This is a genomic window from Streptomyces sp. NPDC004134, assembly GCF_042874195.1.
GTDB lineage: Bacteria > Actinomycetota > Actinomycetes > Streptomycetales > Streptomycetaceae > Streptomyces.
Genome location: NZ_JBIAMS010000034.1, coordinates 45711 through 67693, shown reverse-complemented (window position 1 = coordinate 67693; position 21983 = coordinate 45711). Strand labels below are relative to the sequence as shown.

Annotated in this window: 24 protein-coding genes and 1 pseudogene; 10 read left to right on the top strand and 15 right to left on the bottom strand. The window is 75.5% G+C overall.

Going from position 1 to position 21983, the window contains the following annotated elements; all coding sequences use genetic code 11:
* Window positions 1-51: 51 nt before the first annotated feature.
* Entirely contained in the window at window positions 52-333 is a 282-nt protein-coding gene (locus ACFYVJ_RS31770; RefSeq protein WP_388898918.1) for a GlsB/YeaQ/YmgE family stress response membrane protein, read from the bottom strand.
* A gap of 173 nt (window positions 334-506) precedes the next feature.
* On the opposite strand from ACFYVJ_RS31770, the gene ACFYVJ_RS31765 reads away from it, so the two are divergent.
* Window positions 507-902, top strand: a complete 396-nt coding sequence (locus ACFYVJ_RS31765; protein ID WP_388898915.1) for a DUF3099 domain-containing protein — start codon at window positions 507-509, stop codon at window positions 900-902.
* Window positions 903-1086: 184 nt separating this feature from the next.
* Window positions 1087-1299, top strand: a pseudogene (locus tag ACFYVJ_RS31760) (hypothetical protein); the annotation flags it as partial.
* A 159-nt stretch (window positions 1300-1458) separates the two neighbouring features.
* Here the strand turns inward: ACFYVJ_RS31760 and moaA are convergent.
* Window positions 1459-2448 (bottom strand): GTP 3',8-cyclase MoaA, encoded by a 990-nt coding sequence (gene moaA, locus ACFYVJ_RS31755; RefSeq protein ID WP_388898912.1) that lies wholly within the window; start codon window positions 2446-2448, stop codon window positions 1459-1461.
* Between the two features lie 270 nt (window positions 2449-2718).
* On the opposite strand from moaA, the gene ACFYVJ_RS31750 reads away from it, so the two are divergent.
* A complete protein-coding gene (locus ACFYVJ_RS31750; RefSeq protein WP_388898909.1) occupies window positions 2719-4242 on the top strand; it encodes a S8 family serine peptidase in 1524 nt (507 codons plus the stop codon).
* A gap of 53 nt (window positions 4243-4295) precedes the next feature.
* Here ACFYVJ_RS31750 and ACFYVJ_RS31745 read toward each other — a convergent pair whose 3' ends face one another.
* The 3 genes from ACFYVJ_RS31745 to ACFYVJ_RS31735 form a co-directional block, all read right to left on the bottom strand.
* Window positions 4296-5054 (bottom strand): lysoplasmalogenase, encoded by a 759-nt coding sequence (locus ACFYVJ_RS31745; protein ID WP_388898907.1) that lies wholly within the window; start codon window positions 5052-5054, stop codon window positions 4296-4298.
* A 157-nt stretch (window positions 5055-5211) separates the two neighbouring features.
* Entirely contained in the window at window positions 5212-6147 is a 936-nt protein-coding gene (locus ACFYVJ_RS31740; RefSeq protein ID WP_388898905.1) for a LysR family transcriptional regulator, read from the bottom strand.
* Between the two features lie 209 nt (window positions 6148-6356).
* A complete protein-coding gene (locus tag ACFYVJ_RS31735) occupies window positions 6357-6755 on the bottom strand; it encodes a hypothetical protein (protein WP_388898903.1) in 399 nt (132 codons plus the stop codon).
* Window positions 6756-6975: 220 nt separating this feature from the next.
* On the opposite strand from ACFYVJ_RS31735, the gene ACFYVJ_RS31730 reads away from it, so the two are divergent.
* From ACFYVJ_RS31730 to ACFYVJ_RS31710, 5 genes are all read left to right on the top strand, one after another.
* A complete protein-coding gene (locus ACFYVJ_RS31730; protein ID WP_388898900.1) occupies window positions 6976-8211 on the top strand; it encodes a sensor histidine kinase in 1236 nt (411 codons plus the stop codon).
* Window positions 8208-8897: a response regulator gene (locus tag ACFYVJ_RS31725; protein WP_388898897.1), complete on the top strand. Its 690-nt coding sequence runs from the start codon at window positions 8208-8210 to the stop codon at window positions 8895-8897. The genes ACFYVJ_RS31730 and ACFYVJ_RS31725 overlap by 4 nt, the downstream gene beginning before the upstream one ends.
* A 70-nt stretch (window positions 8898-8967) precedes the next feature.
* The gene (locus ACFYVJ_RS31720) at window positions 8968-10191 is read left to right on the top strand and encodes a DEDDh family exonuclease (RefSeq protein WP_388898894.1); all 1224 of its coding nucleotides are present in this window, start codon (window positions 8968-8970) and stop codon (window positions 10189-10191) included.
* Between the two features lie 45 nt (window positions 10192-10236).
* Entirely contained in the window at window positions 10237-11169 is a 933-nt protein-coding gene (locus tag ACFYVJ_RS31715; RefSeq protein WP_388898892.1) for an SURF1 family protein, read from the top strand.
* 5 nt (window positions 11170-11174) lie between these two features.
* Complete coding sequence (locus tag ACFYVJ_RS31710; protein ID WP_388898890.1) at window positions 11175-11930, top strand: SDR family oxidoreductase; 756 nt, start codon at window positions 11175-11177, stop codon at window positions 11928-11930.
* A 202-nt stretch (window positions 11931-12132) separates the two neighbouring features.
* Here ACFYVJ_RS31710 and ACFYVJ_RS31705 read toward each other — a convergent pair whose 3' ends face one another.
* Genes ACFYVJ_RS31705 through ACFYVJ_RS31685 form a run of 5 tightly spaced genes read right to left on the bottom strand, consistent with a single transcriptional unit; the run spans window position 12133 to window position 14583 of the window.
* A complete protein-coding gene (locus ACFYVJ_RS31705) occupies window positions 12133-12843 on the bottom strand; it encodes a hypothetical protein (protein WP_388898887.1) in 711 nt (236 codons plus the stop codon).
* 5 nt (window positions 12844-12848) lie between these two features.
* The gene (locus ACFYVJ_RS31700; protein ID WP_388898884.1) at window positions 12849-13523 is read right to left on the bottom strand and encodes a DUF6286 domain-containing protein; all 675 of its coding nucleotides are present in this window, start codon (window positions 13521-13523) and stop codon (window positions 12849-12851) included.
* Window positions 13520-13918 (bottom strand): hypothetical protein, encoded by a 399-nt coding sequence (locus ACFYVJ_RS31695; RefSeq protein WP_388898881.1) that lies wholly within the window; start codon window positions 13916-13918, stop codon window positions 13520-13522. Before ACFYVJ_RS31695 ends, ACFYVJ_RS31700 begins: the two co-directional genes overlap by 4 nt.
* A gap of 4 nt (window positions 13919-13922) precedes the next feature.
* On the bottom strand, window positions 13923-14117 hold the full coding sequence (locus ACFYVJ_RS31690; RefSeq protein WP_018835772.1) for a hypothetical protein: 195 nt from the start codon (window positions 14115-14117) through the stop codon (window positions 13923-13925).
* A 49-nt stretch (window positions 14118-14166) separates the two neighbouring features.
* On the bottom strand, window positions 14167-14583 hold the full coding sequence (locus tag ACFYVJ_RS31685) for an Asp23/Gls24 family envelope stress response protein (RefSeq protein WP_234380831.1): 417 nt from the start codon (window positions 14581-14583) through the stop codon (window positions 14167-14169).
* A gap of 229 nt (window positions 14584-14812) precedes the next feature.
* Here ACFYVJ_RS31685 and ACFYVJ_RS31680 point away from each other — a divergent pair, with 229 nt between their 5' ends.
* Window positions 14813-15538 (top strand): hypothetical protein, encoded by a 726-nt coding sequence (locus tag ACFYVJ_RS31680; protein WP_388898878.1) that lies wholly within the window; start codon window positions 14813-14815, stop codon window positions 15536-15538.
* Between the two features lie 52 nt (window positions 15539-15590).
* Here the strand turns inward: ACFYVJ_RS31680 and ACFYVJ_RS31675 are convergent, their stop codons facing one another.
* The 3 genes from ACFYVJ_RS31675 to ACFYVJ_RS31665 form a co-directional block, all read right to left on the bottom strand.
* Entirely contained in the window at window positions 15591-16382 is a 792-nt protein-coding gene (locus ACFYVJ_RS31675) for an enoyl-CoA hydratase/isomerase family protein (protein ID WP_388898876.1), read from the bottom strand.
* A 93-nt stretch (window positions 16383-16475) separates the two neighbouring features.
* Window positions 16476-16694, bottom strand: coding sequence for a helix-turn-helix domain-containing protein (locus tag ACFYVJ_RS31670; RefSeq protein WP_026276177.1), 219 nt, complete (start codon window positions 16692-16694; stop codon window positions 16476-16478).
* Between the two features lie 335 nt (window positions 16695-17029).
* Window positions 17030-18628 carry an ABC-F family ATP-binding cassette domain-containing protein gene (locus tag ACFYVJ_RS31665; RefSeq protein WP_388898873.1) on the bottom strand — a complete coding sequence of 533 codons (1599 nt, stop codon included), beginning with the start codon at window positions 18626-18628 and terminating at the stop codon, window positions 17030-17032.
* Between the two features lie 219 nt (window positions 18629-18847).
* Between ACFYVJ_RS31665 and ACFYVJ_RS31660 the strand changes: the two genes are divergently transcribed.
* Window positions 18848-19255 (top strand): VOC family protein, encoded by a 408-nt coding sequence (locus ACFYVJ_RS31660; protein ID WP_388898870.1) that lies wholly within the window; start codon window positions 18848-18850, stop codon window positions 19253-19255.
* Between the two features lie 16 nt (window positions 19256-19271).
* Here ACFYVJ_RS31660 and ACFYVJ_RS31655 read toward each other — a convergent pair whose 3' ends face one another.
* Window positions 19272-20576, bottom strand: a complete 1305-nt coding sequence (locus ACFYVJ_RS31655) for a hypothetical protein (protein ID WP_388898867.1) — start codon at window positions 20574-20576, stop codon at window positions 19272-19274.
* A 222-nt stretch (window positions 20577-20798) separates the two neighbouring features.
* Window positions 20799-21938 carry an alpha/beta hydrolase family protein gene (locus ACFYVJ_RS31650; RefSeq protein WP_388898864.1) on the bottom strand — a complete coding sequence of 380 codons (1140 nt, stop codon included), beginning with the start codon at window positions 21936-21938 and terminating at the stop codon, window positions 20799-20801.
* Window positions 21939-21983 lie beyond the last annotated feature (45 nt).

The window sequence follows — 21983 nt, the reverse complement described above, 5'->3', positions numbered from 1 at the left end:
GGCTGACCGGCGGCCGTTGCCGGCGGCTGCGGCCGCCGGCCGCGGCCCCCGCTAGCGGGGGCTGCGCTTCCGGTGGCCGCGGAACCTCTCGTACATCGGGGCGCCCAGGGCCACGACGCCCACGGCGCCGGCGAGCTGCAGCAGGTGCCGGATCCAGTCGACCCCCTTGGTGTCCGCCACGCCGATCCCCGAGGCCGCGGCGTTGCCGATGATCGACCCGATGATGCCGAACACGATGGTCAGCCAGATGGGGATGGCCTGTCTGCCGGGCAGGATGATCCGGGCGATGACGCCCAGGATCAGGCCCAGGATGATGGCCCACAGCCAGCTCATGTCGCCTCCTAGCGCGGCGGTGTCCGCCTGCCGTGCCAGTTTCTTGTGGTGGCCGCGGGGGCGCATTCCGGCCAGGTCTGTTCGGGTTGTGGGGCGGTATGTCCCGCCCCCGCATCGAGGGAGGCGTTTTCCCGGCGTACCTTGGGGAGGTACCCGGTGCCAGGGGGTGGAGTGTGAAGCGGAAGCGCCGCGGCGACGCCGACGTGTTCAGGATCACCGGCGCGCGGCAGAGCCTGGACGATGACGTACGCGCCCGGCAGCGGCGGTACGTGATCTCCATGACGGTCCGGGCGGTCTCGGTGGTGGCCGCCGCGCTGCTGTGGAACGTCCAGCGGCATACCGCGGTCGTCGCGCTCGTCCTCGGGATGTTCATTCCGTACTTCGCGGTGATCATCGCGAACGCGGGCCGCGAGAGCATCCGTTCGCTGCCCTCCACCTTCGTCGTCGCCCCGGAGCGCAGAGTGATCGCCCCGCCGCGGCGGACCGCGCGCGAGCCCGGCGCTCCGGGTGAACGGGCCCCGGCCGGGAACGAGTCGACGACCAGCGACAGCGTTCCGCCGCCCGTTTGATCACCAAGAGCGCAAGCTCAGAAAAAGCTCAAATCAAATATGCCCATCCGGTGCCGGGCGGCCCTCCTCGCGTGACATACTTCGTACGCGCTCCGCATCCCCCGTCGGAGCGACGGACCGACGCCGGGCGGCTCCCCCCGTGGCTGCCCGGCGTCGCCCATGTTCCGGTACGTAGGCTGGCCCCGTGAACACCGCTGATTCCGCTCCCATCTGCTCCGCCAAGGGCTGCCGTGCGCCCGCGGTGTGGGTGCTCGCCTGGAACAACCCGAAGCTGCACACGCCGGAGCGCCGCAAGACCTGGCTCGCGTGCGAGGAGCACCGCGAATACCTGAGCCGGTTCCTGGGCGTGCGGGACTTCCTCAAGGAGGTCGTCACGCTGGCGGACTGGCAGGAGGCGGAGCGGAGCGCGGCAAGCGCACAACCCGCAGGAACGGGAGAACCAGCAGAATCCGGGAAAACCGGGGAAACCCGGGAAAAGGACGCCGGCGGCAGCGGGCCGGGGCCGGCCAGGGCCTGAGCGGCGCCCCCGCACCCGGACGGGCCCAACTCCCCCGCGTCAGCCGCCGATCGCGGACATCGGCCGGTCCGGCTGGACGAACGACGGGTCGTCGAGCCCGGCGCCCGCCTTCTTCCCCCACATCGCGATCCGCCACAACCGGGCTATCTCCGCGTCCGGCGCACCGGAGCGCAACGCGGCCCTCAGGTCGGTCTCCTCGCGCGCGAACAGGCAGTTGCGCACCTGCCCGTCCGCGGTCAGCCGGGTGCGGTCGCAGGCCCGGCAGAAGGGGCGGGTGACGGAGGCGATGACGCCGACGCGGGCCGGGCCGCCGTCCACGAGCCAGCGCTCCGCGGGGGCGGAGCCGCGCGCCACCTCGCCCTCGGGGGTCAGCGTGAACCGCGTACGCAGGGAGGCGAGGATGTCGCCCGCGGTGATCATCCCGTCGCGCTGCCAGCCGTGCTGCGGGTCGAGGGGCATCTGCTCGATGAACCGCAGCTCGTAGCCCTCGGCGACGGCCCAGGCGAGCAGGTCGGGAGCTTCGTCCTCGTTGAACCCGGGCATCAGCACGCTGTTGACCTTCACCGGGTCCAGCCCTGCGGCCCGGGCGGCGGCGAGGCCGCGGAGCACGTCGCCGTGGCGCTTGCGGCGGGTGAGCCGCTGGAACACCTCGGCGCTGAGGGTGTCCAGCGACACGTTCACCCGGTCGAGACCCGCGGCCTTGAGGGCCGCGGCCGTACGCTCCAGGCCGATGCCGTTGGTGGTCAGGGAGAGCCTGGGGCGGGGCGCGAGGGCGGCGCAGCGCTCGACGATGCCGGTGAGCCCGGGGCGCAGCAGCGGCTCGCCGCCGGTGAAGCGCACGTCGGTCACGCCGAACTCGGTGACCGCGAGGCGGACGAGGCGGACGATCTCGTCGTCGGTGAGCAGCTCGGGTTTGCCGAGCCACTGGAGCCCTTCCTCGGGCATGCAGTACGTGCACCGCAGGTTGCAGCGGTCGGTAAGCGAGACGCGCAGATCGGTCGCGACTCGTCCATAGGTGTCACGCAGCATGGAGAAGGCCCTCCCACGGCGGTACCTGACCTCTGGCAGCCTACGCCAGGCCACCGACAATCAACAGTTTGTTGAGGTCGCGGGGGCGAAACGTTCCGTCGTACGCGCGTGACGGCTGGGCCGGGAGTGCCCGGCCGTGCCCGACACGCCAAAAGACACTGCAGGGCGATGTATTGATGGCCACGGGTGATCAGCGCTACGTTCGCTTGCCGTGTACCTGACCGCGGCAACTGTCCGCGGCGGATTCCTGACTGATGATCTGGAGATCCCATGACTCATCTCCGACCCCGCGGTCGGCGCCTGCTGGCGGTGCCCCTCGGGCTGACCCTCGCGGCGGCGCTCGGCCTCCTGCCGGGGGCGGCCTCCGCCGCGTCGGCCCCGGAGCCCGGCGGCAGCGCCGGGGCCGCGGCCGGCGAGAAGCTTTCGTACGTGGTCAACACGAAGACCGACGACAAGACGATCGCCCGGGTCAAGGACGCGATCGCCGACGCGGACGGCTCGGTGGTCGTCACGCACAAGAAGATCGGCGTGGTCGTCGCCCACTCCACCAACCCGGACTTCGCGGCGGAGCTGCGCGGCGTGCGCGGCGTGGAGTCCGCGGGCGCGAGCCGGACCGCGCCGCTGACGCCCGGCGGGACGCTGGAGACCAGCGCGCCCGAGGTCTACAAGGGCGCAGCGAAGGCCCGTTCGCAGGACCCGGACGTCGAGCCGCTGGAGAACGAGCAGTGGGACCTGCCGGCGATCGGCGCCGACAAGGCGCACAAGGTCTCGACCGGCAGCCGTGACGTCACGGTCGGCGTCATCGACACCGGCGTGGACGACACGCACCCCGATCTCAAGGCCAACTTCTCCGCCAAGCAGTCCGCCAACTGCGTCGGCGGCGTCGCGGACACCACCGAGGGCGCCTGGCGGCCCTACGACCCGGCGGGCGACTACCACGGCACCCACGTCGCCGGTGAGATCGCCGCCGCGCGCAACGGCGTCGGCGTGGCCGGCGTCGCGCCCGGCGTAAAGGTCGCCTCGCTCAAGGTGAGCGAGCCCGACACCGCGCTGTTCTACGCCGAGGCCGTCGTCTGCGCCTTCGTCTTCGCCGGCGACAACGGCATCGAGATCACCAACAACAGCTACTACGTCGACCCGTGGCTCTACAACTGCCTCGACGACCCCGACCAGCGGGCGATCGTCGACGCGGTCAACCGCGCCTCGCTGTACGCGATGGGCAAGGGCACCCTGCACCTCGCCGCGGCCGGCAACTCCAACCACGACCTCGCCTCCGACGAGATCGTAGACGGCTCCAGCCCCAACGACACCACGCCCCTGGAGCGCACCATCGACCCGTCCGAGTGCTGGGACGTGCCGACGCAGCTCCCGGGCATCGTGACCGTCGCGGCGACCGGCGTGAACGACGACAAGTCGTACTACAGCAGCTACGGCCAGAAGGTCGTCGACGTCGCCGCGCCCGGCGGTGACGGCTACCAGATCCCGGACACGCCGTCCAAGAACGGCCGCATCCTGTCGACGCTGCCGGAGAACAAGTACGGCTGGCTGCAGGGCACGTCGATGGCCACCCCGCACGCCGCGGGCGTGGCGGCGCTCATCAAGAGCAAGCACCCGCGGGTGTCGCCCACGGCGCTGCACATGATGATGAAGTCCCAGGCCGACAACCCCGGCTGCCCGGAGTTCTACGACCCGGACGGCAACGGGGTCGAGGACGCCACCTGCACCGGCAACAAGCGGACCAACGCCTTCTACGGCGCGGGGATCGTGGACGCCTACGACGCCGTACGGCGGTGAGGGCCGGCCGGTGACGTAACCCGCCGGCGGCCACCGGGCCGGGCGGCGGTGCCTCAGGGCGCCGCGGCCCGGCCTTCGCCGTGCCCGGGGCCCGGGCCGTGTCCGGGCGGCGGTGCGCCGTGCCCGGAGCCGGAGCCGGGCGCTACGCGGCGCAGCACGCCGTCCGTGATGAGGTACTGGGCGGCCAGGTACGTCGCCATCACCCAGAACCCGGCGGCGGGCGGCTGCGGCCGGCCGGCGAGGTCGGTCGCGATGAGGGTGTCGGAGAGCAGGAACAGCGCACCCCCCGCACCCGCCCGCGGCCCGAACCGGGCGGCGCAGAACGCCATCGCGGCGAGCAGCAGGCTGTACGCGGCCACGGGCCCGTGCAGCCCGGGATCGAGCCCCGGCCACAGCGCGGCGACTGCGGCCGCCCACGCGGCCCCGTACGCGACGGCCAGCCGCCGCTCCCCCGCCCGGGGCAGCCGGTACTCGCGCCGGAAGAGCGTCAGATAGCACACGTGCCCGGCGGCGAACGCCCCCATTCCGGCCAGGAACGGCCCGTCCCCGCCCACCTGCAGCAGCACGTCCCCGGCCCAGCAGAAGCCCAGCCCGGCGACCAGCGCCCGCGGGGCGCCGCGGGCGGCCGCGTAGCCGGCGAGGGCGGGCATGAGCAGGGGCTTGGTGGTGTGCACGAGCCAGTCGGCCCCGGCGAGCTGCCCCGCCAGATGCGCGGCGGCGGCCGCCGCGAACACCCCGCGGGCGCCCCGCACGACGGCCCCGCGCAGGGCCCGCGAACGGGGACGGGGGGTCGGCAGGGCGGCATCGGCCATGGCCTCAGTCTGGCGCAAGAACCGCCGCGCGTCCGCAGGGGCGGGACCCGGATCGGGCAGGTCCGGCACGGCGGGTGGACGGGAGGACGCGGGACCGGCGGCTGCCGGGCGGCGCGTGCCACGTACCGGCGTACGGGACGCCGCGCAGCCGCCCCGGTCAGGCCGTACGGGCCGGGGTGCCGCGCAGCGCCGGGGGCGGGGGGAGCTGGGTGGTGTGGCGGCGGGCCAGGCGCAGGACGGCCCGCAGCGTCGGTTCCGCCTGGCCCGGGTCGCGGCGCCAGCGGGCCTCGATCGCCACCGGACCCGGGCGGGTGGCCAGCGGGAGGTCGACCAGCCCGCCGTCCTCCAGGTCCCGTACGACGGCCAGCCGGGGCAGCAGCGCCACCCCGCGGCCGTGCGCCGCCAGCCGGCGCAGCGCGGGCAGGGAGCCGGCGGCGGTGGCCGCGCGGGTGCGGGCGGGCAGGTCGCGGCTGAGGCGGTCGTAGAGGACGGCCGAGCTGCAGCCCGGCTCCGCGACGAGGAACTCGGCGGCCAGCACGTCCGCTTCCGTCACCTCCGCCGCGCCCGCCAGCGGGTGCGCGGGGCCGGCGACGAGCACGACCTCCTCGTGCCCTACGACGGCGCTGGGGCCCGCCATGCGGCTGCCGTCGTCGAAGTGGAAGGCGAGGTCCAGTTCACCGGCGGCCAGTTGCTCCGCCAGCCGCTCGCGGGGGCCGACGACGACGCTGATCTCCGCGTCCGCGTCCGGCCCGCCGGCGCCGTAGTCCAGCGCGGTGACGATGTCCGGCAGCCACTCGCCCGCCAGGGTCTCCGGCGCCCCGATCCGCAGCCGGGGCCGGGAGGCGGCGGCCGCGCTGCGCATGCGCTCGTCGATCTCCAGCGCCTCGCGCGCGTACGGGAGCAGCCGGCGGCCGGCGTCGGTGAGGGAGGCGCCGGTGGAGGTGCGGACCACGACCGTGACGCCGAGTTCCTGTTCCAGGCGGCGCAGTTGGGCGCTGAGGCTCGACTGCGCGTACCCCAGCCGCTCGGCCGCGGCCGATATCCCGCCGGTCTCGGCCACCGTCACGAAGGCGCGCAGATATCGAGAGTCCACCGTGGGATCGTGTCACCGCCCTCTTCGCCCGCGCCATCACTTTTTTGCATGGACGCGCCATACGATACGTGTCGCCCGTACCGCCAAGTGACCATGGGTGCCCGGGAGTTGACCGGACCCCGCACCGGACCCGCACCGGACCCCGCACCGGACCCGCACCGGACCCCGCGCCGGGCGCGCTCCCTCGTCACCGCTCCCGGCGCGGGCCGTCACGCCGCGGAGTCGAGCGCGAACCCGTCCAGCGCGATCCCCGCCCAGGCCAGCTCGATGAGCACGTCCACCGCCCGCCGGCTGTCCGGCACCTCGGCGATCAGCACCGCGGGCTCCACGCCCGGCAGCGGGGGCACGTCGAGGACGAGCGCGAGCAGCCGCCGCGCCTCGGCGCGGCGCGCGGGCTCCGCCAGCCGCAGCAGGAGGTGCCGGGTGGGCAGGACCGCCGCGGCCCACGGCCCGCCGTCGTGCCGGAGCGCGTGCCGGGCCGCGTCCCCCAGTGGGTCGCGCGGCGCCTCCCGGGCCGGGTCGTGTGGCGCGTCCCCTGTGGCGTCCCGCGCCGCCGCCGGCTGCGGGATCCGTACGCGGTGGTCTCCGTCCGTTCCGTGAAGGGGCATGGTGGGCCTCCCGTCCGCCGTGCGCGTGCCGGCCGTCCGACGGCCGGCCGCCGTCGGGCTCCACGATCCGCCCCGGGACCGCCGCCCGTCATCGTCCGGCGAGTGGCTACCCGCACTGCGGTCAGGGGTGTACGGACCCGCCGCCTGCAACCTGTGCAGCAGCGTCCGCTGCACCTCCCGGAGGACGCCTGACCGGCGCGGATTGGCTACGGTGCAGAGCATGACGGCGGCGGCACAGACGGACGCGAACAGCGAGCACACGGTGTTCCGCTACCTCGCGAACGCGATCGAGGACGGGCGGGACACGGCGCGCGATGCGCGCGCGTACGCCAAGGACGCGGGCTTCGCCGCCGTCGTGGCGCTCGGCTGCGTCGGCACGATGCTGCTGGCGCCGGACGGGCGCACCGGCTTCGACGCGCTCGCCTGGGTGCTGGGCCTGGTCGGCAGCGTGGCGCTGGTGGCCAGGCACCGCTTCCCGCGGACGGTCCTGGTGATCGCGGCGCTCGCCATGGTCTCGTACCAGCTCCGCGGCTACCCCGACGGCAGCCCGGTGCTGCCGCTGCTGGTCGCCGTCTACCGCACCATCCGCGGCGGGCACCGCGGCTTCTTCGCCGTCACCGCCCTCCTCTCCCTCGCGGTCAGCCTCGGCTCGCTGCCGCTGCTCCCGCTCGGCGACGTGGCGCTGCGCGCGGCGCTGGAGAAGCGGTTCCTGACCTTCGGCTGGGTGGTGGCGTGCGCGATGGGCGCGGCCATGCGCATCCAGCACGAGGCGATGCTGGCGCAGGCCGAGGAGCGGGCCGCGGAGAACGCGCAGCGCAGCGCCGACGAGGAGCGGCTGCGCATCGCCCGCGAGCTGCACGACACCCTCACCCACAGCATCTCCGTGATCAAAGTGCAGGCCGGGGTGGCCGTGCACCTGTCGAAGAAGCGCGGCGAGGAGCCGCCGCCTGCGCTGCTCGCCATCCAGGAGGCCAGCGGCGACGCCGCGCGCGAGCTGCGCTCCACGCTGCACGTGCTGCGCAACGCGGACGGCGGCGCCGAGGGCGTCGGGCTCGAACGGCTGCCGGAGCTGGTGGAGCGGGCCCGCGGCTCGGGGGTGCCGGCGACGGTGGCGGTCGCGGGCGAGCGGCCGGTGCTGCCGGCGGAGGTGGACCGGGCGGCGTACCGGATCGTGCAGGAGTCGCTGACGAACGTCGCGCGGCACGCGGGGCCCGCGGCGGCGGTGGGGGTGCACGTCTCGTACGCGCCGGACAGGGTCGTCGTCCAGGTCGACGACGACGGCGCCGCCGACCCCGGGGCACCGCCGCAGCCGGGCATCGGGCTGACGGGGATGCGCGAGCGGGTCGCCGCGCTCGGCGGCGAGCTGCACGCCGCGCCGCGGCCGGAGGGCGGCTTCCGGGTACGCGCCGAGCTGCCGCTGCCGCGGGCGGGCGGCCCCGCGGGGGCGGCCACGTGATCCGGGTGCTGCTCGTCGACGACCAGGCCCTCATCCGGGGCGGGTTCCGGGCGCTGCTCGACGCCGAGGACGACATCGAGGTGGTCGGCGAGGCCGCCGACGGCGCAGAAGGGGTGCGGCTCGCCGCCCGGCACCGCCCCGACGTGGCGCTGGTCGACGTGCAGATGCCGGTGCTCGACGGCATCGAGGCCACCCGCAGGATCGCCGCGGACCCCGAACTGGCCGGCGTGCACGTCGTCATCCTCACCAACTACGGCGTGGACGAGTACGTCTGGGGCGCGCTGCGCGCCGGGGCGGCCGGGTTCCTCGTCAAGGACATGGAGCCGGAGGACCTGCTGCACGGCGTACGGGTCGCCGCCCGCGGCGACGCGCTGCTCTCCCCCGCGCTGACGCGCAAGCTGATCCAGGAGTACGTGTCCCGCCCCGCCGGCGGCGTGCCCGACGCGGACGACGCGCTGCGCGAGCTCACCCGGCGCGAACGCGAGGTCGTCACGCTCGTCGGCGGCGGCCTCAGCAACGAGGAGATCGCCGCCCGGCTGCACATCAGCCCGATCACCGCAAAGACGCACGTCAGCAGGGCGATGACGAAGCTCGGCGCCCGCGACCGGGCCCAACTCGTCGTGCTCGCCTACGAGACGGGCCTGGTCACCCCGCGCGGCCCGGTGGCCGGGCAGCCCGCGGACTGACCGCTGACGGGTGCTCAGGCGGCACCCGCGCGCGCCGCCGTGTCGGTGGCAGGCTCTATGCTCTGAACCCATGCTCGAAGACCGCGCGACGCCCCTGAGTCCCCGTCAAGTCGCGCGGCAGCAGCCGCTTCCGGGCGCGGATCCGGTCGCGCCGCAGCCGGCTCTCCCGCTGCCTCCGCCGACCGGTCCCGCGGAGTCCGCGGACCCGGCGCGTACCGCGGAGCCGGGGAGCGCCGGCCGCGAGACCGCCGACGCGGGCACCGCGCCCGGCGCCGGGCAGCACCCCGGCATCCCCCCGCCCGCCGCGCCCGCAGACGGCTGGCCCGCCGACTACCCCGAGGCGTACGCCGTCGTCGACGTCGAGACCACCGGGCTGCGCTCCGACGACCGCATCGTCTCCGCCGCCGTCTACCGCCTCGACGCCCACGGCGCGGTGCAGGACAGTTGGTACACGCTGGTCAACCCGCAGCGCGATCCGGGACCCGTGTGGATCCACGGCCTGACCCGCGAGATGCTCGCCGGCGCGCCGCTCTTCCCGGAGATCGCCGAGGAGTTCACCGCGCGGCTGGAGGGCCGGGTGCTCGTCGCGCACAACGCGGTCTTCGACTGGATGATGATCGCCCGCGAGTACGCCCGCGCCGGGCTCACCGCTCCCGTGCGCCGGCGGCTGTGCACCATCGCGCTCGCCCGGCAGTTGCGGCTCCCGCTGCCCAACGCCCGGCTGGCGTCGCTGGCCGCCCACTTCGGCGTCGCCCAGCGCAAGGCCCACGACGCCGAGGACGACGCCCGCGTCCTCGCCGAGATCTTCCGCCCCAGCCTGCGGCAGGCTGCCGAGGCCGGTGCCCGGCTGCCGCTGCTGGCCTGCCAGCCGCTGACGGAGTGGGCGGAGCAGGCGCCCGCCGGCGGCACCCGCTCGCCGGGCGGGCACGGCGCGTACCAGTGGCGCACCTGGCGGCCCAACCGCCGGCTGCCCGCCTCCCCGTACCCCAACCCGGGGCGGTACGTGCGCGGCGGCCGGCTCAAGCAGGGCATGCGCGTGGCCTTCTCCGGCGACACCTCGGTGGACCGCAGCCTGCTGGAGGACCGGGCCGTCGAGGCCGGGCTGCACGTCGCGGGCAGCGTCTCGCGCTACACGAGCCTGCTGGTCACCAACGATCCGGGGGCACCGACGGGCAAGGTGACGCGGGCCGCGGCGCACGGCACCCCGGTGATCGACGAGGCCGCCTTCCTCCACCTGATGCGGGACGTGGAGCCGGCGGACGCACTGCCCGGCGGGGACGGCGGGGCAGGCTAGCGGGGTCCCGTCGGACGGCGGTGGGCCGGGGAGTACGGTCAAGGGGTGTACCGCTTCCTGTTGTCCCGGCAGTGGGTGATCGTCACCCTGGTGGCCGTCCTGCTCATCCCCGTGATGATCCAGCTCGGCTTCTGGCAGTTCCACCGCCACGAGGACCGGGTCGCGCGCAACGGCCTCGTCGCCCGCAACCTCAAGGCCGAGCCGGTCCCGGTGGACCGGCTCATGCGCGAGGGCCGCACGGTGCCGCGCGAGGACACCTGGCGCACGGTCACGGCCACCGGCGCGTACGAGCAGGAGCGGGAGGTCGTCGTACGGCAGCGGCTCGGCACCGACGACAAGCAGGGCTACTTCGTCGTCACCCCGCTCCGTCTCACCGACGGCTCCGCGGTCCTCGTCAACCGCGGCTGGGTGCCCGCGGGCGCCGATCTCACCACGTTCCCCAAGGTGCCGCCGCCGCCCGAAGGCGAGGTCACCGTCACCGGCCGGCTGCGCCCCGACGAGACGACGGGCAGCGGCATCCGCGACAAGGCCGGCCTGCCGGACCGCCAGGTGATGCTGATCAACAGCGCCGACGAGGCCGCGGACGGCCTGCCGGGGCCGGTCCTCGGCGGGTTCGTCGAGCTGGTCGGCACCTCGCCGAAGGCCGCGGGCAAGCAGCCGGAGCCGGTCACCGAGCCGGACCACAGCAGCATCGGGGTGCACATCGCGTACGCGATCCAGTGGTGGATCTTCGCGGCGGCGGTGCCGTTCGGCTGGTGGGTTCTCGTACGCCGTGAGCGCCGCGACCGCGAGGCCGCGGCGGCGAAGGCGGCCGGGGAAGAGACGGCGGCCGCGGCGGAGCCCGCGAAGGGCGCGGAAGCGCCCGGCGGGGCCCCGGCCGACGGGGCCGGGCAGAGAGCGGACGCCCCGGCGCGGCGCGCCGCGGACGACGACCCCGCCCCATCCCTGGCGCCCGCCGAGCAGATGGCGGCAGACTGACCCCCATGGATCTTGGACTCAACGACCGCGCCTACGTCGTGACCGGGGGCTCGCGCGGGCTCGGTCTCGCCGTCGCCGAGCAACTGCTCGCCGAGGGCGCGAAGGTGGTGCTCAGCGGCCGCGACAAGGACCGCGTGGCGAGTGCCGCCGCCGCGCTCGGCGAGTCGGCTGTCGGCGTCGCCGCAGACAACGCGGAACCCGGCACCCCTGACCGGCTCATCGCCGCCGCCCGGGAGCGCTTCGGCCGCTTCGACGGCGTGCTCATCAGCGTCGGCGGCCCGCCGGCGGGCAATGCCACCGCCAACACCGACGCCGAGTGGGAGACGGCGTTCGGCTCCGTCTTCCTCGGTGCGATGCGGATGGCCAGGACGGCCGCGGGCGAGCTGGCGGAGGGCGGGGTCATCGGCTTCGTGCTCTCCGGCTCCGTCCACGAGCCGATTCCCGGGCTCACCATCTCCAACGGGCTGCGCCCGGGCCTCGCCGGGTACGCCAAGTCGCTCGCCGACGACCTCGGGCCCCGCGGCGTGCGGGTCGTGGGGCTGCTGCCGGCCCGGATCGACACGGACCGGGCCCGCGAGCTGGACGCGCTGTCCGGCGACGCGGCGGCGGCGCGGGCCCGGATGGAGGCGAAGATCCCGCTGGGCCGCTACGGCACCCCGGAGGAGTTCGGCCGGACGGCGGCGTTCCTGCTGTCGCCCGCGGCGTCGTACCTGACCGGGATCATGCTGCCGATCGACGGCGGCATGCGGCGGAGCATCTGAGCGCGATGGCCGGACGGAGAGCACGTACGGGCACGGACTCCGGCCGCTTACGCCGGTTAGCCGCGAGCGGGACGGGCGCGGAGCCCCGGGGCCGGTCGCGCGTGCGCCGTACGAGCCGGACCGCCGGCACGGACCGGGCGCACCGCGCGCCGGCCGCGGTCCGGCACGGATAGGACCTACGGGCCCGCGCCCGCCCCCGCCGTCACGAGACGCGCTCCGGGCGGTGCTTGGCCGGGCGGAACCTGATCTCCGCGGGCAGCCGCGCCAGGCCCACCGACGCGCGGGCCGGGGCGAGCGCCCGCTCCTCGATGTGGTCCACGGCCGCCGCGGGATGCGCGCCGGGGCCCAGCAGCACACCGAAGCTGGCGCGCGGCGCCGTGCGCCGGCCCGTGAGGGTCACCCGGGCCCGTTCCACCCCCTCCAGCGCACCGGCCTCCTCCGCCAGCACCTCCTCCAGCGCGGAACCGCGCAGCAGGGCCTGCGGGGCGGCCGGCAGCGTGAGCGTGCCGGGGCCCTCCGACTCCGCACCCCCGGCGTCCGGGTCGGTGGCGGAGGCCCAGTCGCCCTTCTCCTCGCGGTCCGCACCGGACGCGCCCGGCACGCCGGGCGCGAGCGCGCCGCCCGTGTCGACGACGACCTCGCCGAGACGGGCCCGGCGCAACTGGGCGACGAGCCACCAGCCGCAGCAGAGCACGAGCAGCGAGAGACCGCCGACCACCGTCGGCCACCACCAGCCGTCGTCCCGCCACCGCATCCGGGTGTCCCGGCTCAGCAGCACGTCGCCGGAGCCGCCGGCGTACGGCGCGAAGCCGGGCCGCGGCAGGTCGAGCCCGGCGAAGAGCACGGCGATCCCGGCACCGGCGACGAGGAGGCCGGTGACGGCGAGCAGGATCCGGTTGACCACACGCAGCATCGCGCTCACCCCTTCGCCGGCGGCCGGCGTACGTGGACGGACAGCTCGGGCCTGCGGGCGAGGCCGAGTTCGCGGATGCCGTCGCCGAGGACCGCGGCGAGATCGGCGCGTACGTCGTCCAGCTCGCGGAAGTGGGACTCGGCGCGGGCGCTGACGCGGCGGCGGCCCACCGAGACCCGTACCGACCGCACGCCCGAGATCTGCATCGCCCGGTCGCGCAGCACGACGGACGCGGCCCGCCGGTCCAGCCCGGCCCGCAGGTCCGGCGAGGCGTGCCGCATCGGCAGCACGCCGCGCAGCCCCGGCGTGACGGCCAGCAGCACCAGCCAGGCGCCGAGCAGCACGGCCAGGGCGGCGGCGGTGAGCACCCAGGCGTCGTCGAGCGGGCGGGCGGCCAGTTCGTCGGCGACGCGGCGGCGCCAGCGCATCCCGGGGCGTTCCGCGCGGACGGCGACGACGTCGTAGAGCAGCAGCCCGATGCCCACGGTGACCGCGGCGGCGGTGAGCGCGGCCGGCACGCGGCGTACGGACCAGAAGCGGGCCGCCGCGTCGGCGCTCGCGCCGTCAGGACCGGCCGCGTACCCGGAGGCCGACGTGCTCTGCCGCCACTCGTCCGGCTCGGCGGCCGCAGTGCCGGCCGAGCCGCCGGCCGGCCGGGACTTCGCCTCGTCGCCGCTCATCGCACCCTCCCCCGCGGCGCGTTCGGCCGCTCCGTGGCGTGCAGCCGCTCGACCTCCACGGCCACCTCCGGGACCTCCAGCCCGACCAGAGCCCTTACCCGCTCGGTGACCGCCCGACTCACGGCGCAGCACTGGGCGCCGAGGTCGGACGGGAACCCCAGGTGGACGCCGACGCGGACGCGGGCGGTGTCGCCGCGTACGACGACGGCGGCGTGCGCGGCGTCGGTGCCTGGCGCGCCCAGGAGCGCCTCGCGGGCCGCCTGGGAGGCGATCTTCGCGATGACGCGGTCCTCGATCCGGGTGGCGCCGCGCTCCTCCGCCGGCACGGCGGGCTCGCCGCCGGCGTCTCCTGGCTGCCCCGCCTCTTCCGCGTGTTCGCTTGTCGCCGACGCCACCCGGTCACCGCCGCCGGTCGTCGCGCTCGCCCGGCCTGCGGAAGAAGTCGCCCGGCTCCAGGTCGCCGTCCAGCACCCTGCCGACGACGAACCCGATCGCGCCCAGCGCCGCCACCAGCAGGAAGGCGCCGAACCCGCCGAAGTAGCCGGCGAAGCCCAGCGCCATCCCGGCGATCAGGCCGACCACTGCCATGCTCATCCGCACGCACCTTCCCCAAGCTCCCCGGGGCGGGTCCCCCGCCCCGCCGTCACTGCAGCCGCGGCTGCTCGGCCCCCTCTTCCTCGTCGTCGGGCAGCTTCACGTCGGTCACCGCGATGTTGACCTCGACCACTTCGAGGCCGGTCATCCGCTCGACGGCCGAAATGACATTCTCCCGTACGGCACGGGCGAGTTCGGTGATGGAGACCCCGTAGTCGACGACGATCTCCAGGTCGAGGGCCGTCTGCACCTCGCCGACCTCGGCCCGCACCCCGGCCACCGACCGGGTGGAGCCGGGCGCGCGGTCCCGTACGGCGCCCGTGGTACGGGCGAGGCCGCTGCCCATGGCGTGCACGCCGACGACGTCGCGCGCGGCGAGGCCGGCGATCTTCTCGACCACGCCGTCGGCGATCGTCGTCCGCCCCCGCGTCGCCGGATCGCCGGTGCCGCGCCGCGTGCCCAGCACCTTCGGCGGGACCGCTGCCGGCTCCCGCGGAACCCCGCTGACCGTCGACTCGCTGCTCACCGTCTCCACCCTTTCCGACGACCGTGGCGTGCGCTCGTTTCGCCCCCCACTATCCGTCCCCTGCCCGGGCCGGGCCAGGGGAATGCGACACCCGGCCCACGCAGGTCCGCGAACGGGTGGCCGGGCGGTGCCGGGCGGAGAGGTGTCCCGGTCGGGGAGGATGGGGCGCATGACGGCGGGGAACTGGGAGCGGGCGGTGCGCGAGCAGGTGGGGCTCGGCAGGCTGCTGCCGCTGGGCGCCGCCGCGGACGGCACGTGGATCGCCGAGCGCGCGGCGGCCGGCGTGCTGCGCCGCGCGGCGGCGGGAGTGCGCGAGGCGCGGGTGACGGGCCTGCGGGTGGGGCCGGCGGACCCCGGCGATGCCGTGGATCCGGAGGCGGCCTGCGGGCGGACCGGCGCCGGGGCCGAGGTGCGGTACCTCGGGCCCCGCGCCCTCGGCGGAGCCCGCGCCGTGGGGCCCGCGCCCGTGAGCGCGCTGCCGTACGGGGAGTTGCGGATCTCGGTGCAGTGCGACGCCGGCGTGGAGCGGCCGATGACCACCACCGCGGCGGCCCTGCGGGAGGCCCTGCTGCGGGGCGCGGAGGAGGGCCTGGGGCTGCGCGTCGCCGCGGTGGACGTCCACGTGGCGGGTCTGCTGGAAACCCCGCAGAACGCCGCAGAGCCCGCCCCCGGCGGCCCGCCGGGCGATCCCCCGCCCGCCCGGGAGACGGCCCGCCCGGGCCACGCCGCACCGGACGTGCCCGGGTTGCTCGGCTCCGACGTCCTCCCCGACGGCGACCACGCCGAGGTACGCGTGGTCCTCGACTCCGCGCACCGCGCGCTCGACGTGGCCCGTGCCGTACGCGCCGGGACCGAGGCCGCGGCCGTCACGGTCCTCGTCACCGACATCCGGTAACCGCCAGGCGGCCGTCCCCGTCGCGCCCGGCCCGGGCCCGCCCGCGGCGGCCCTACTCCCCGACCCCCGCGAGGTCCCGCAGCCTGCGGGCCTGCGCCGCGCGTTCCGCCGCCCGCTGGTCCTCGTACGACCGGCCCGCAGCCCCCCGCAGCAGCGCCTTCGTCTCGATCACCGCGTCCCGCGGCGCCGCCAGCAGCGCCGCCGCCAGGTCCGCGGTCGCCGCGCCCAACTCCGCCGCCGGGACCACGAGGTTCGCCAGGCCCACCCGCTCGGCCTCCTCGGCGTGCACGAAGCGCCCCGTGACGCACATCTCCAACGCCCGCGCATATCCGACGAGTTGCACCAGCGGGCCGGTTCCGGTGAGATCGGGCACCAAGCCGAGCGAGGTCTCCCGCATCGCGAACTGCGCGTCGTCCGCGCACACCCGGAGGTCGCAGGCGAGGGCAAGCTGAAAACCCGCGCCAATCGCATGTCCCTGCACCGCCGCGAGGGAAACGATGTCATTCCGCCGCCACCAGGTGAACGCCTCCTGGTATTCGGCGATGACCGCGTCGAGGTCGCCGTCGGAATAGCGGGCGAGCTCGGGGAATGACGGCTCGTCCGCAAAGCCTTCGGGAGTGAATGCCTGCCGGTCGAGTCCGGCGGAGAACGATTTGCCCTCGGCGCGCAGCACCACCACGCGGACGCTGCCGGGGAGTTCACGCCCGGCGGCGGCGAGCGCCCGCCACAGGGCGGGCGACTGCGCGTTACGCCGGGCGGGGTGGTCGAGGGTCACCGTGGCCAGCGTGCCGTCCTCGCCGTCCAGGGCGAGCCGTACGCCGTCTCTGTGCAGCAGCTCTGTCATATACCGAACAGTAACCACCCGGCCGGTCCGGCGGACCGGCCGGGTGCCTGTGCGGGGTCCGGGATGCCCGTCAGGGCCGCCGCGGCGGTCCCGTCAGGACGACGCTTTCTTGCCTCGCGTCGCGCCGCCGCGACCGCGCAGGGTCACGCCGGATTCGCTGAGCATCCGGTGCACGAATCCATAGGAGCGACCGGTTTCTTCGGCCAGCGCCCGGATACTCGCACCGGAGTCGTACTTCTTCTTCAGGTCAGCCGCGAGCTTTTCGCGCGCGGCGCCGGTAACCCGGCTGCCCTTCTTCAGAGTCTCGGCCACCCGTGCCTCCTCGTACGGAAGTGCGCTCTGGACTCTCATGATCACCCCTTTATGGCCTCCTGGCCACCCGTTCGGCAAGGTCCGCGGCACGAGGTTTTCTCCCCAGTTCCTCTCGGAGACCGTCGGAACCCGGTGTTCCGAGCCCGCCCGCGGACCGGCCGGGACCGCGGCACGGAGTGATTAGGCAGGTCAGGGGGCAGTGCCGGGGCGGGGCCGCGGCGACGGCGCGCGTAGTCGGCACCGCACGCCCGGTGACCAGGCACCACGCCGCGGTACGAGCACCACTCACTCAGATGATGGATCACCCGTGGGCCGAATGATCCAGACGGGGGTGATCAAGCAAGCGCTACCAGGTCTGCGTAGTCCGCGTTCCACAGGTCCTCGACGCCGTCCGGCAGCAGGATGATGCGCTCCGGCTCCAGCGCGTCCACCGCCCCCTCGTCGTGGGTGACGAGGACGACGGCGCCGGTGAAGGTGCGCAGCGCGCCGAGGATCTCCTCGCGGCTGGCCGGGTCGAGGTTGTTGGTCGGCTCGTCGAGCAGCAGCACGTTGGCGGAGGAGACGACGAGGGTCGCCAGCGCGAGCCGGGTCTTCTCGCCGCCGGAGAGCACGCGGGCGGGCTTGTCGACGTCGTCGCCGGAGAAGAGGAACGAGCCGAGCACCTTGCGCATCTCGACGGCGTCCATGTCGGGCGCGGCCGAGGCCATGTTCTCCAGCACCGAGCGGTCCGGGTCGAGGGTCTCGTGCTCCTGCGCGTAGTAGCCGAGCTTGAGGCCGTGGCCGGGGGTGACCCCGCCGGTGTCGGGCTTCTCGACGCCGGCCAGCAGCCGCAGCAGCGTGGTCTTCCCGGCGCCGTTGAGGCCGAGGATGACGACGCGGGAGCCCTTGTCGACGGCGAGGTCGACGTCGGTGAAGACCTCCAGCGACCCGTACGACTTGGACAGGCCCTCGGCGGTCAGCGGCGTCTTGCCGCACGGGGCCGGGTCGGGGAACCGCAGCCGCGCGACCTTGTCGGCCTGCCGCTGCTCGTCGAGCCCGGAGAGCAGCCGCTCGGCGCGGCGGGCCATGTTCTGCGCGGCGGTGGCCTTGGTCGCCTTGGCGCGCATCTTGTCGGCCTGGGCGTTGAGGGCGGCGGCTTTCTTCTCGGCGTTGGCGCGCTCGCGGCGGCGGCGCTTCTCGTCCGCCTCGCGCTGGGCGAGGTAGAGCTTCCAGCCCATGTTGTACGCGTCGATGCGGGCGCGGTTGGCGTCGAGGTAGAAGACCTTGTTGACGACGGTCTCGACGAGCTGGACGTCGTGGGAGATGACGACGAAGCCGCCGTGGTACGTCTTCAGATAGTCCCGCAGCCAGATCACGGAGTCGGCGTCGAGGTGGTTCGTCGGCTCGTCCAGCAGCAGGATCTCGGAGTCGGAGAAGAGGATCCTGGCCAGCTCCACGCGCCGGCGCTGGCCGCCGGAGAGGGTGTGGAGCGGCTGGCTCATGACCCGCTCGGGCAGCCCGAGGCTGGCGGCGATGGTCGCGGCCTCGGCCTCGGCGGCGTACCCGCCCTTGGTGAGGAACTCGGTCTCCATGCGCTCGTAGCGCCGCATGGCCTTCTCGCGGGTGGCGCCCTTGCCGCCGGACATCCGCTGCTCGTCCTCGCGCATCTTGCGGATGACGGCGTCCAGGCCGCGGGCCGCCAGGATGCGGTCGCGGGCGAGCACGTCGAGGTCGCCGGTGCGCGGGTCCTGCGGCAGATAGCCGACGGTGCTGCCGCGGGCGACGGTGCCTGCGGCGGGCTGGCCCTCGCCTGCCAGGACCTTGGTGAGGGTGGTCTTGCCGGCGCCGTTGCGCCCGACGAGGCCGATGCGGTCGCCCTTGGCGATGCGGAAGGTGGCGGATTCGAGGAGGATGCGGGCGCCGGCGCGCAGCTCCAGGCCGGTGGCGGTGATCACGGAAGTTCTCCAGGGCAGGACGGAAGACGGCAGGGACAGCGGAGTGCGGGGCTACGCCGTCTAATGCACGTGGAGAGTTGCCATGCGCCCAGTGTATCGGGGGCCGCAACCCGTTCGGCGCGCCGGACCCGGCGGCCGGCCGTGGGAGCGCGGCCGGGCTGCCGGTGTCAGTGGCCGGTGCCAGACTGCGCGTAGAGCCCCCGAGAGGACGTGATCCGCATGCCCCGCAGCGAGCACACCCCGACCGTCTTCCCCACGCTGGTCTACCGCGACGCCAAAGCCGCGATCCGGCTGCTGACGGAAGGGCTCGGCTTCCGCGAAGTCGCGGTGTACGAGGCCGAGGACGGCACGGTGGCGCACGCGGAGCTGGCCCAGGGCAACGGGATGGTGATGCTCGGCTCGAAGGGCAGGGGCGGCGTCTTCGACGCGGCGATGGGCGACGCGGGCCCCAGCGGGGTGTACGTGGCGGTGGACGACGTCGACGCGCACCACCGGCAGGCCGTGGAGCACGGCGTGGAGATCCTCATGCCGCCGACCGACCAGGACTACGGGGCGCGGGACTACATGGCGCGCGACCACGAGGGCAACATCTGGAGCTTCGGCACGTACGCGCCCGCCCCCCGCTGACCCGCGCCCGCCCCGCTCACGCCCCGCCGGTGTGCACCCGGAAGGCGGCCCGGCGCACGGCCTTGGCCACCGCCGGGTCGGGGTGCGCGGCGGCCAGCGCCACCAGCACCTGGACCGTACGGGGATGGCCCGCGCCACCCACCTCCGCCAGCAGCGCGGGCACGCTGCCCTGCACCGCGGACTCCAGGTGCCGTACCAGCAGGCTGCCCTCGCCGTGGTCGGCGACCGCGGCAGCGGTGTCGACCCACAGCCAGGTCGCCTCCTCGCGGGTCAGCGCGCCCAGCGCCTCGTCCGCGTCGCCGCCCTCCTGCTCGGCCAGCCACAGCAGCGCGTACGGCCGCAGCATCGGCTCGTCGCACGCCCCGCGCACCGCACTCTCCGCGGCCGCGCCGACCGCGCGCAGCGCCTCGAACGCCAGCCCGCGCAGCAGCGCGTCGTCGCCCCGCGCCACCTCCAGCAGCTCGGCGACCGCGCTGCCCGAGGGGCGCGCCGCCAGCCACGCGCGGTACTCGGCGCGGGCCGGGCCGGGCGTCAGCCCCGCGCAACTGCGCAGCATCGCCTCCGCGGGCTTCTCGATGTGGCCCTCGGGGCCCTGGGCGGCGATGCAGATCTGCTCGATCTTCATCCACACGGCCCAGTGGCCCAGCGGCGTCAGCGACACCTCGGGGCCCTCCCGGGTCAGCGCCCCCACGGAGGCGAACGCCTCCAGCGCCCAGTCCAGCAGCCCGGACAGCAGCGCCGGCAGCTCCTCGTCCGGCACCTCCGCCGCCGCCGGCTCGGCCGCCTGGCCCGGCACGGGGGTGCCCTCGCTGCCGTACGCGACCTCGCAGCGCTCGGTGCGCAGTTCGGCGACGCGCTGGCCGAGGAGGTCGAGCAGGACGGGGACGCGGACGGGGCCGCCGGTGAGGTGGAGCAGGGCGAGCATCTGCGGCATGGCCTCGATGGCGTCGCCGAGGGCGACGGAGTCGACGGCCAGCGGCTCGGGCGCGGGGTGCGCCAGCGACCAGGCGTCGAAGAGCGCGACCCAGCCGCGGAGCACCGCGCGCTCGTCGCGGTCCCAGGCCCGCAGCCGCCAGGCGGGGCGGGCGTACGCGCCCTGCACCTCGACCAGGCCCGCGAGCCTGGCCCGGTCCCACTCGGCCTGCGGTGCCTCCGTCCACGGCTGTGGCCGCCCCTCGGCCCACCTGGCGACCCGCACCGCCTCGGCGAGCAGGGTGCGGGCGTGGCCGGCGAGCACCCGGGGCGCGGCGATGCCCTCCGGGGGCCGCGGCGCCGGGCGAAGGGCCCGGTCGACGACGGCCCGGCGGGCTGCGGCGGCCATCTCGCGACGGGGCTGCCTGGGGACGAGGCGGAGCGGCGGGTGGTGCGAACTGTGCGCCATCACGCACCAAGTCTCGCCGGTGGGGCGGAGAAAGCCCAATCCGGGGTTGGCGAGGGGCCGTCGGGGTGGCCCGCGGGGGGGCTCGGCGGCGGGCGGTAAACGGGGCTGCGGCCCGTCCCGCGGATCTTGTCGCGAACCCGGCGGAGATCCGGACGACAGGCGTTAGAGCAGGGGGGTCAGGAAGCGGCGCACGGTCTCCTCGTACGCGGCCGGGGTGGCGTTCCACAGCGCCGCGTGCCGCCCGTCGGGGACCTCGCGGATCAGCATCCGGTCGCCGCCGCGGGCCGCGAACTCCCGCGCCGCGGCGAGCGGGGCGATGTCGTCGGCCTGGCCCTGGAGCACCAGCGCCGGTGCCTCCGGCACGGCGAGGGGGGTGTCCAGCTCCGGGTGCTCCCCGGCCGCCAGCACCGCGAGACCTCGCAGCCGCCCGGGCAGCGGGAGGCGCCCGGGGGCGCCGGAGCGGCCGGAGAGGGCACGTACCGCGGCGCGCCAGTCGAGCACCGGCGAGTCCAGCACCAGCCCCGCGATGCCGTAGGCCGCCGCGGACTCCGCGGCCGTGCGCAGCGCCATGGTGGCGCCGGTCGACCAGCCGTAGAGCACCGCGCGCCGCGCGCCGTGGCGCACCGCCCAGTGGAGCGCCGCGTCGAGGTCGGGCCACTCGGTGCGGCCGAGGGAGCCGCGGCCGCCGGGCACGGGCGGGGCGCCGGGGTCGCCGCGGAAGGCGGGGGCGAGGACCGGCAGGCCCAGCTCGTGCAGCAACGGCAGGGCGGTCAGGGCCTGTTCGCGGGTGTCGCCGATGCCGTGGGCGGCGATGACCCAGGTGCCGCGGGTGCCCGGCACGTACCACGCGGGCAGCGCGCCCAGCGGGCCCGCGACGGTGACCTCCTGGTACGCGATGCCCAGCGCCGAGCGCGGCGTGCCCACGTACACCTTCGGCGTCAGCCGCACCCGCGTGCCCGCGTCCAGGGTGCCGTGCGTGACGCGCTCCAGCCGGCGCACGAGCCGGCCGCCCGGCCAAGACTCGGCGCGCACCAGCGGGCCGACGACGGCGTGCACGTCCCGGCCCGTCAGCCCGTACGTCTCGGGGCGCAGGGCGGGCGGCGAGCCGGGGGCGAGGGTGACCTGCCCGCCGGCCGCGGCCACCACCCGCAGCCGGGGCCCGTCGAAGCCGACGGGACCCGCGGGGGCGGGCCGCAGGGCGGCGCGGGAGCCGTACCGCCCGGCGGCCACGGCGGCGGCCCCCGCGCCGACTCCGGCGGCGAGGAGGCTGGTCAGGGCCGCTGCGGCCGGTTTGATACGCATCCCGGCCATTGTCCGGGTACGGACCGGCCGCTGCCAGTGCGCGCA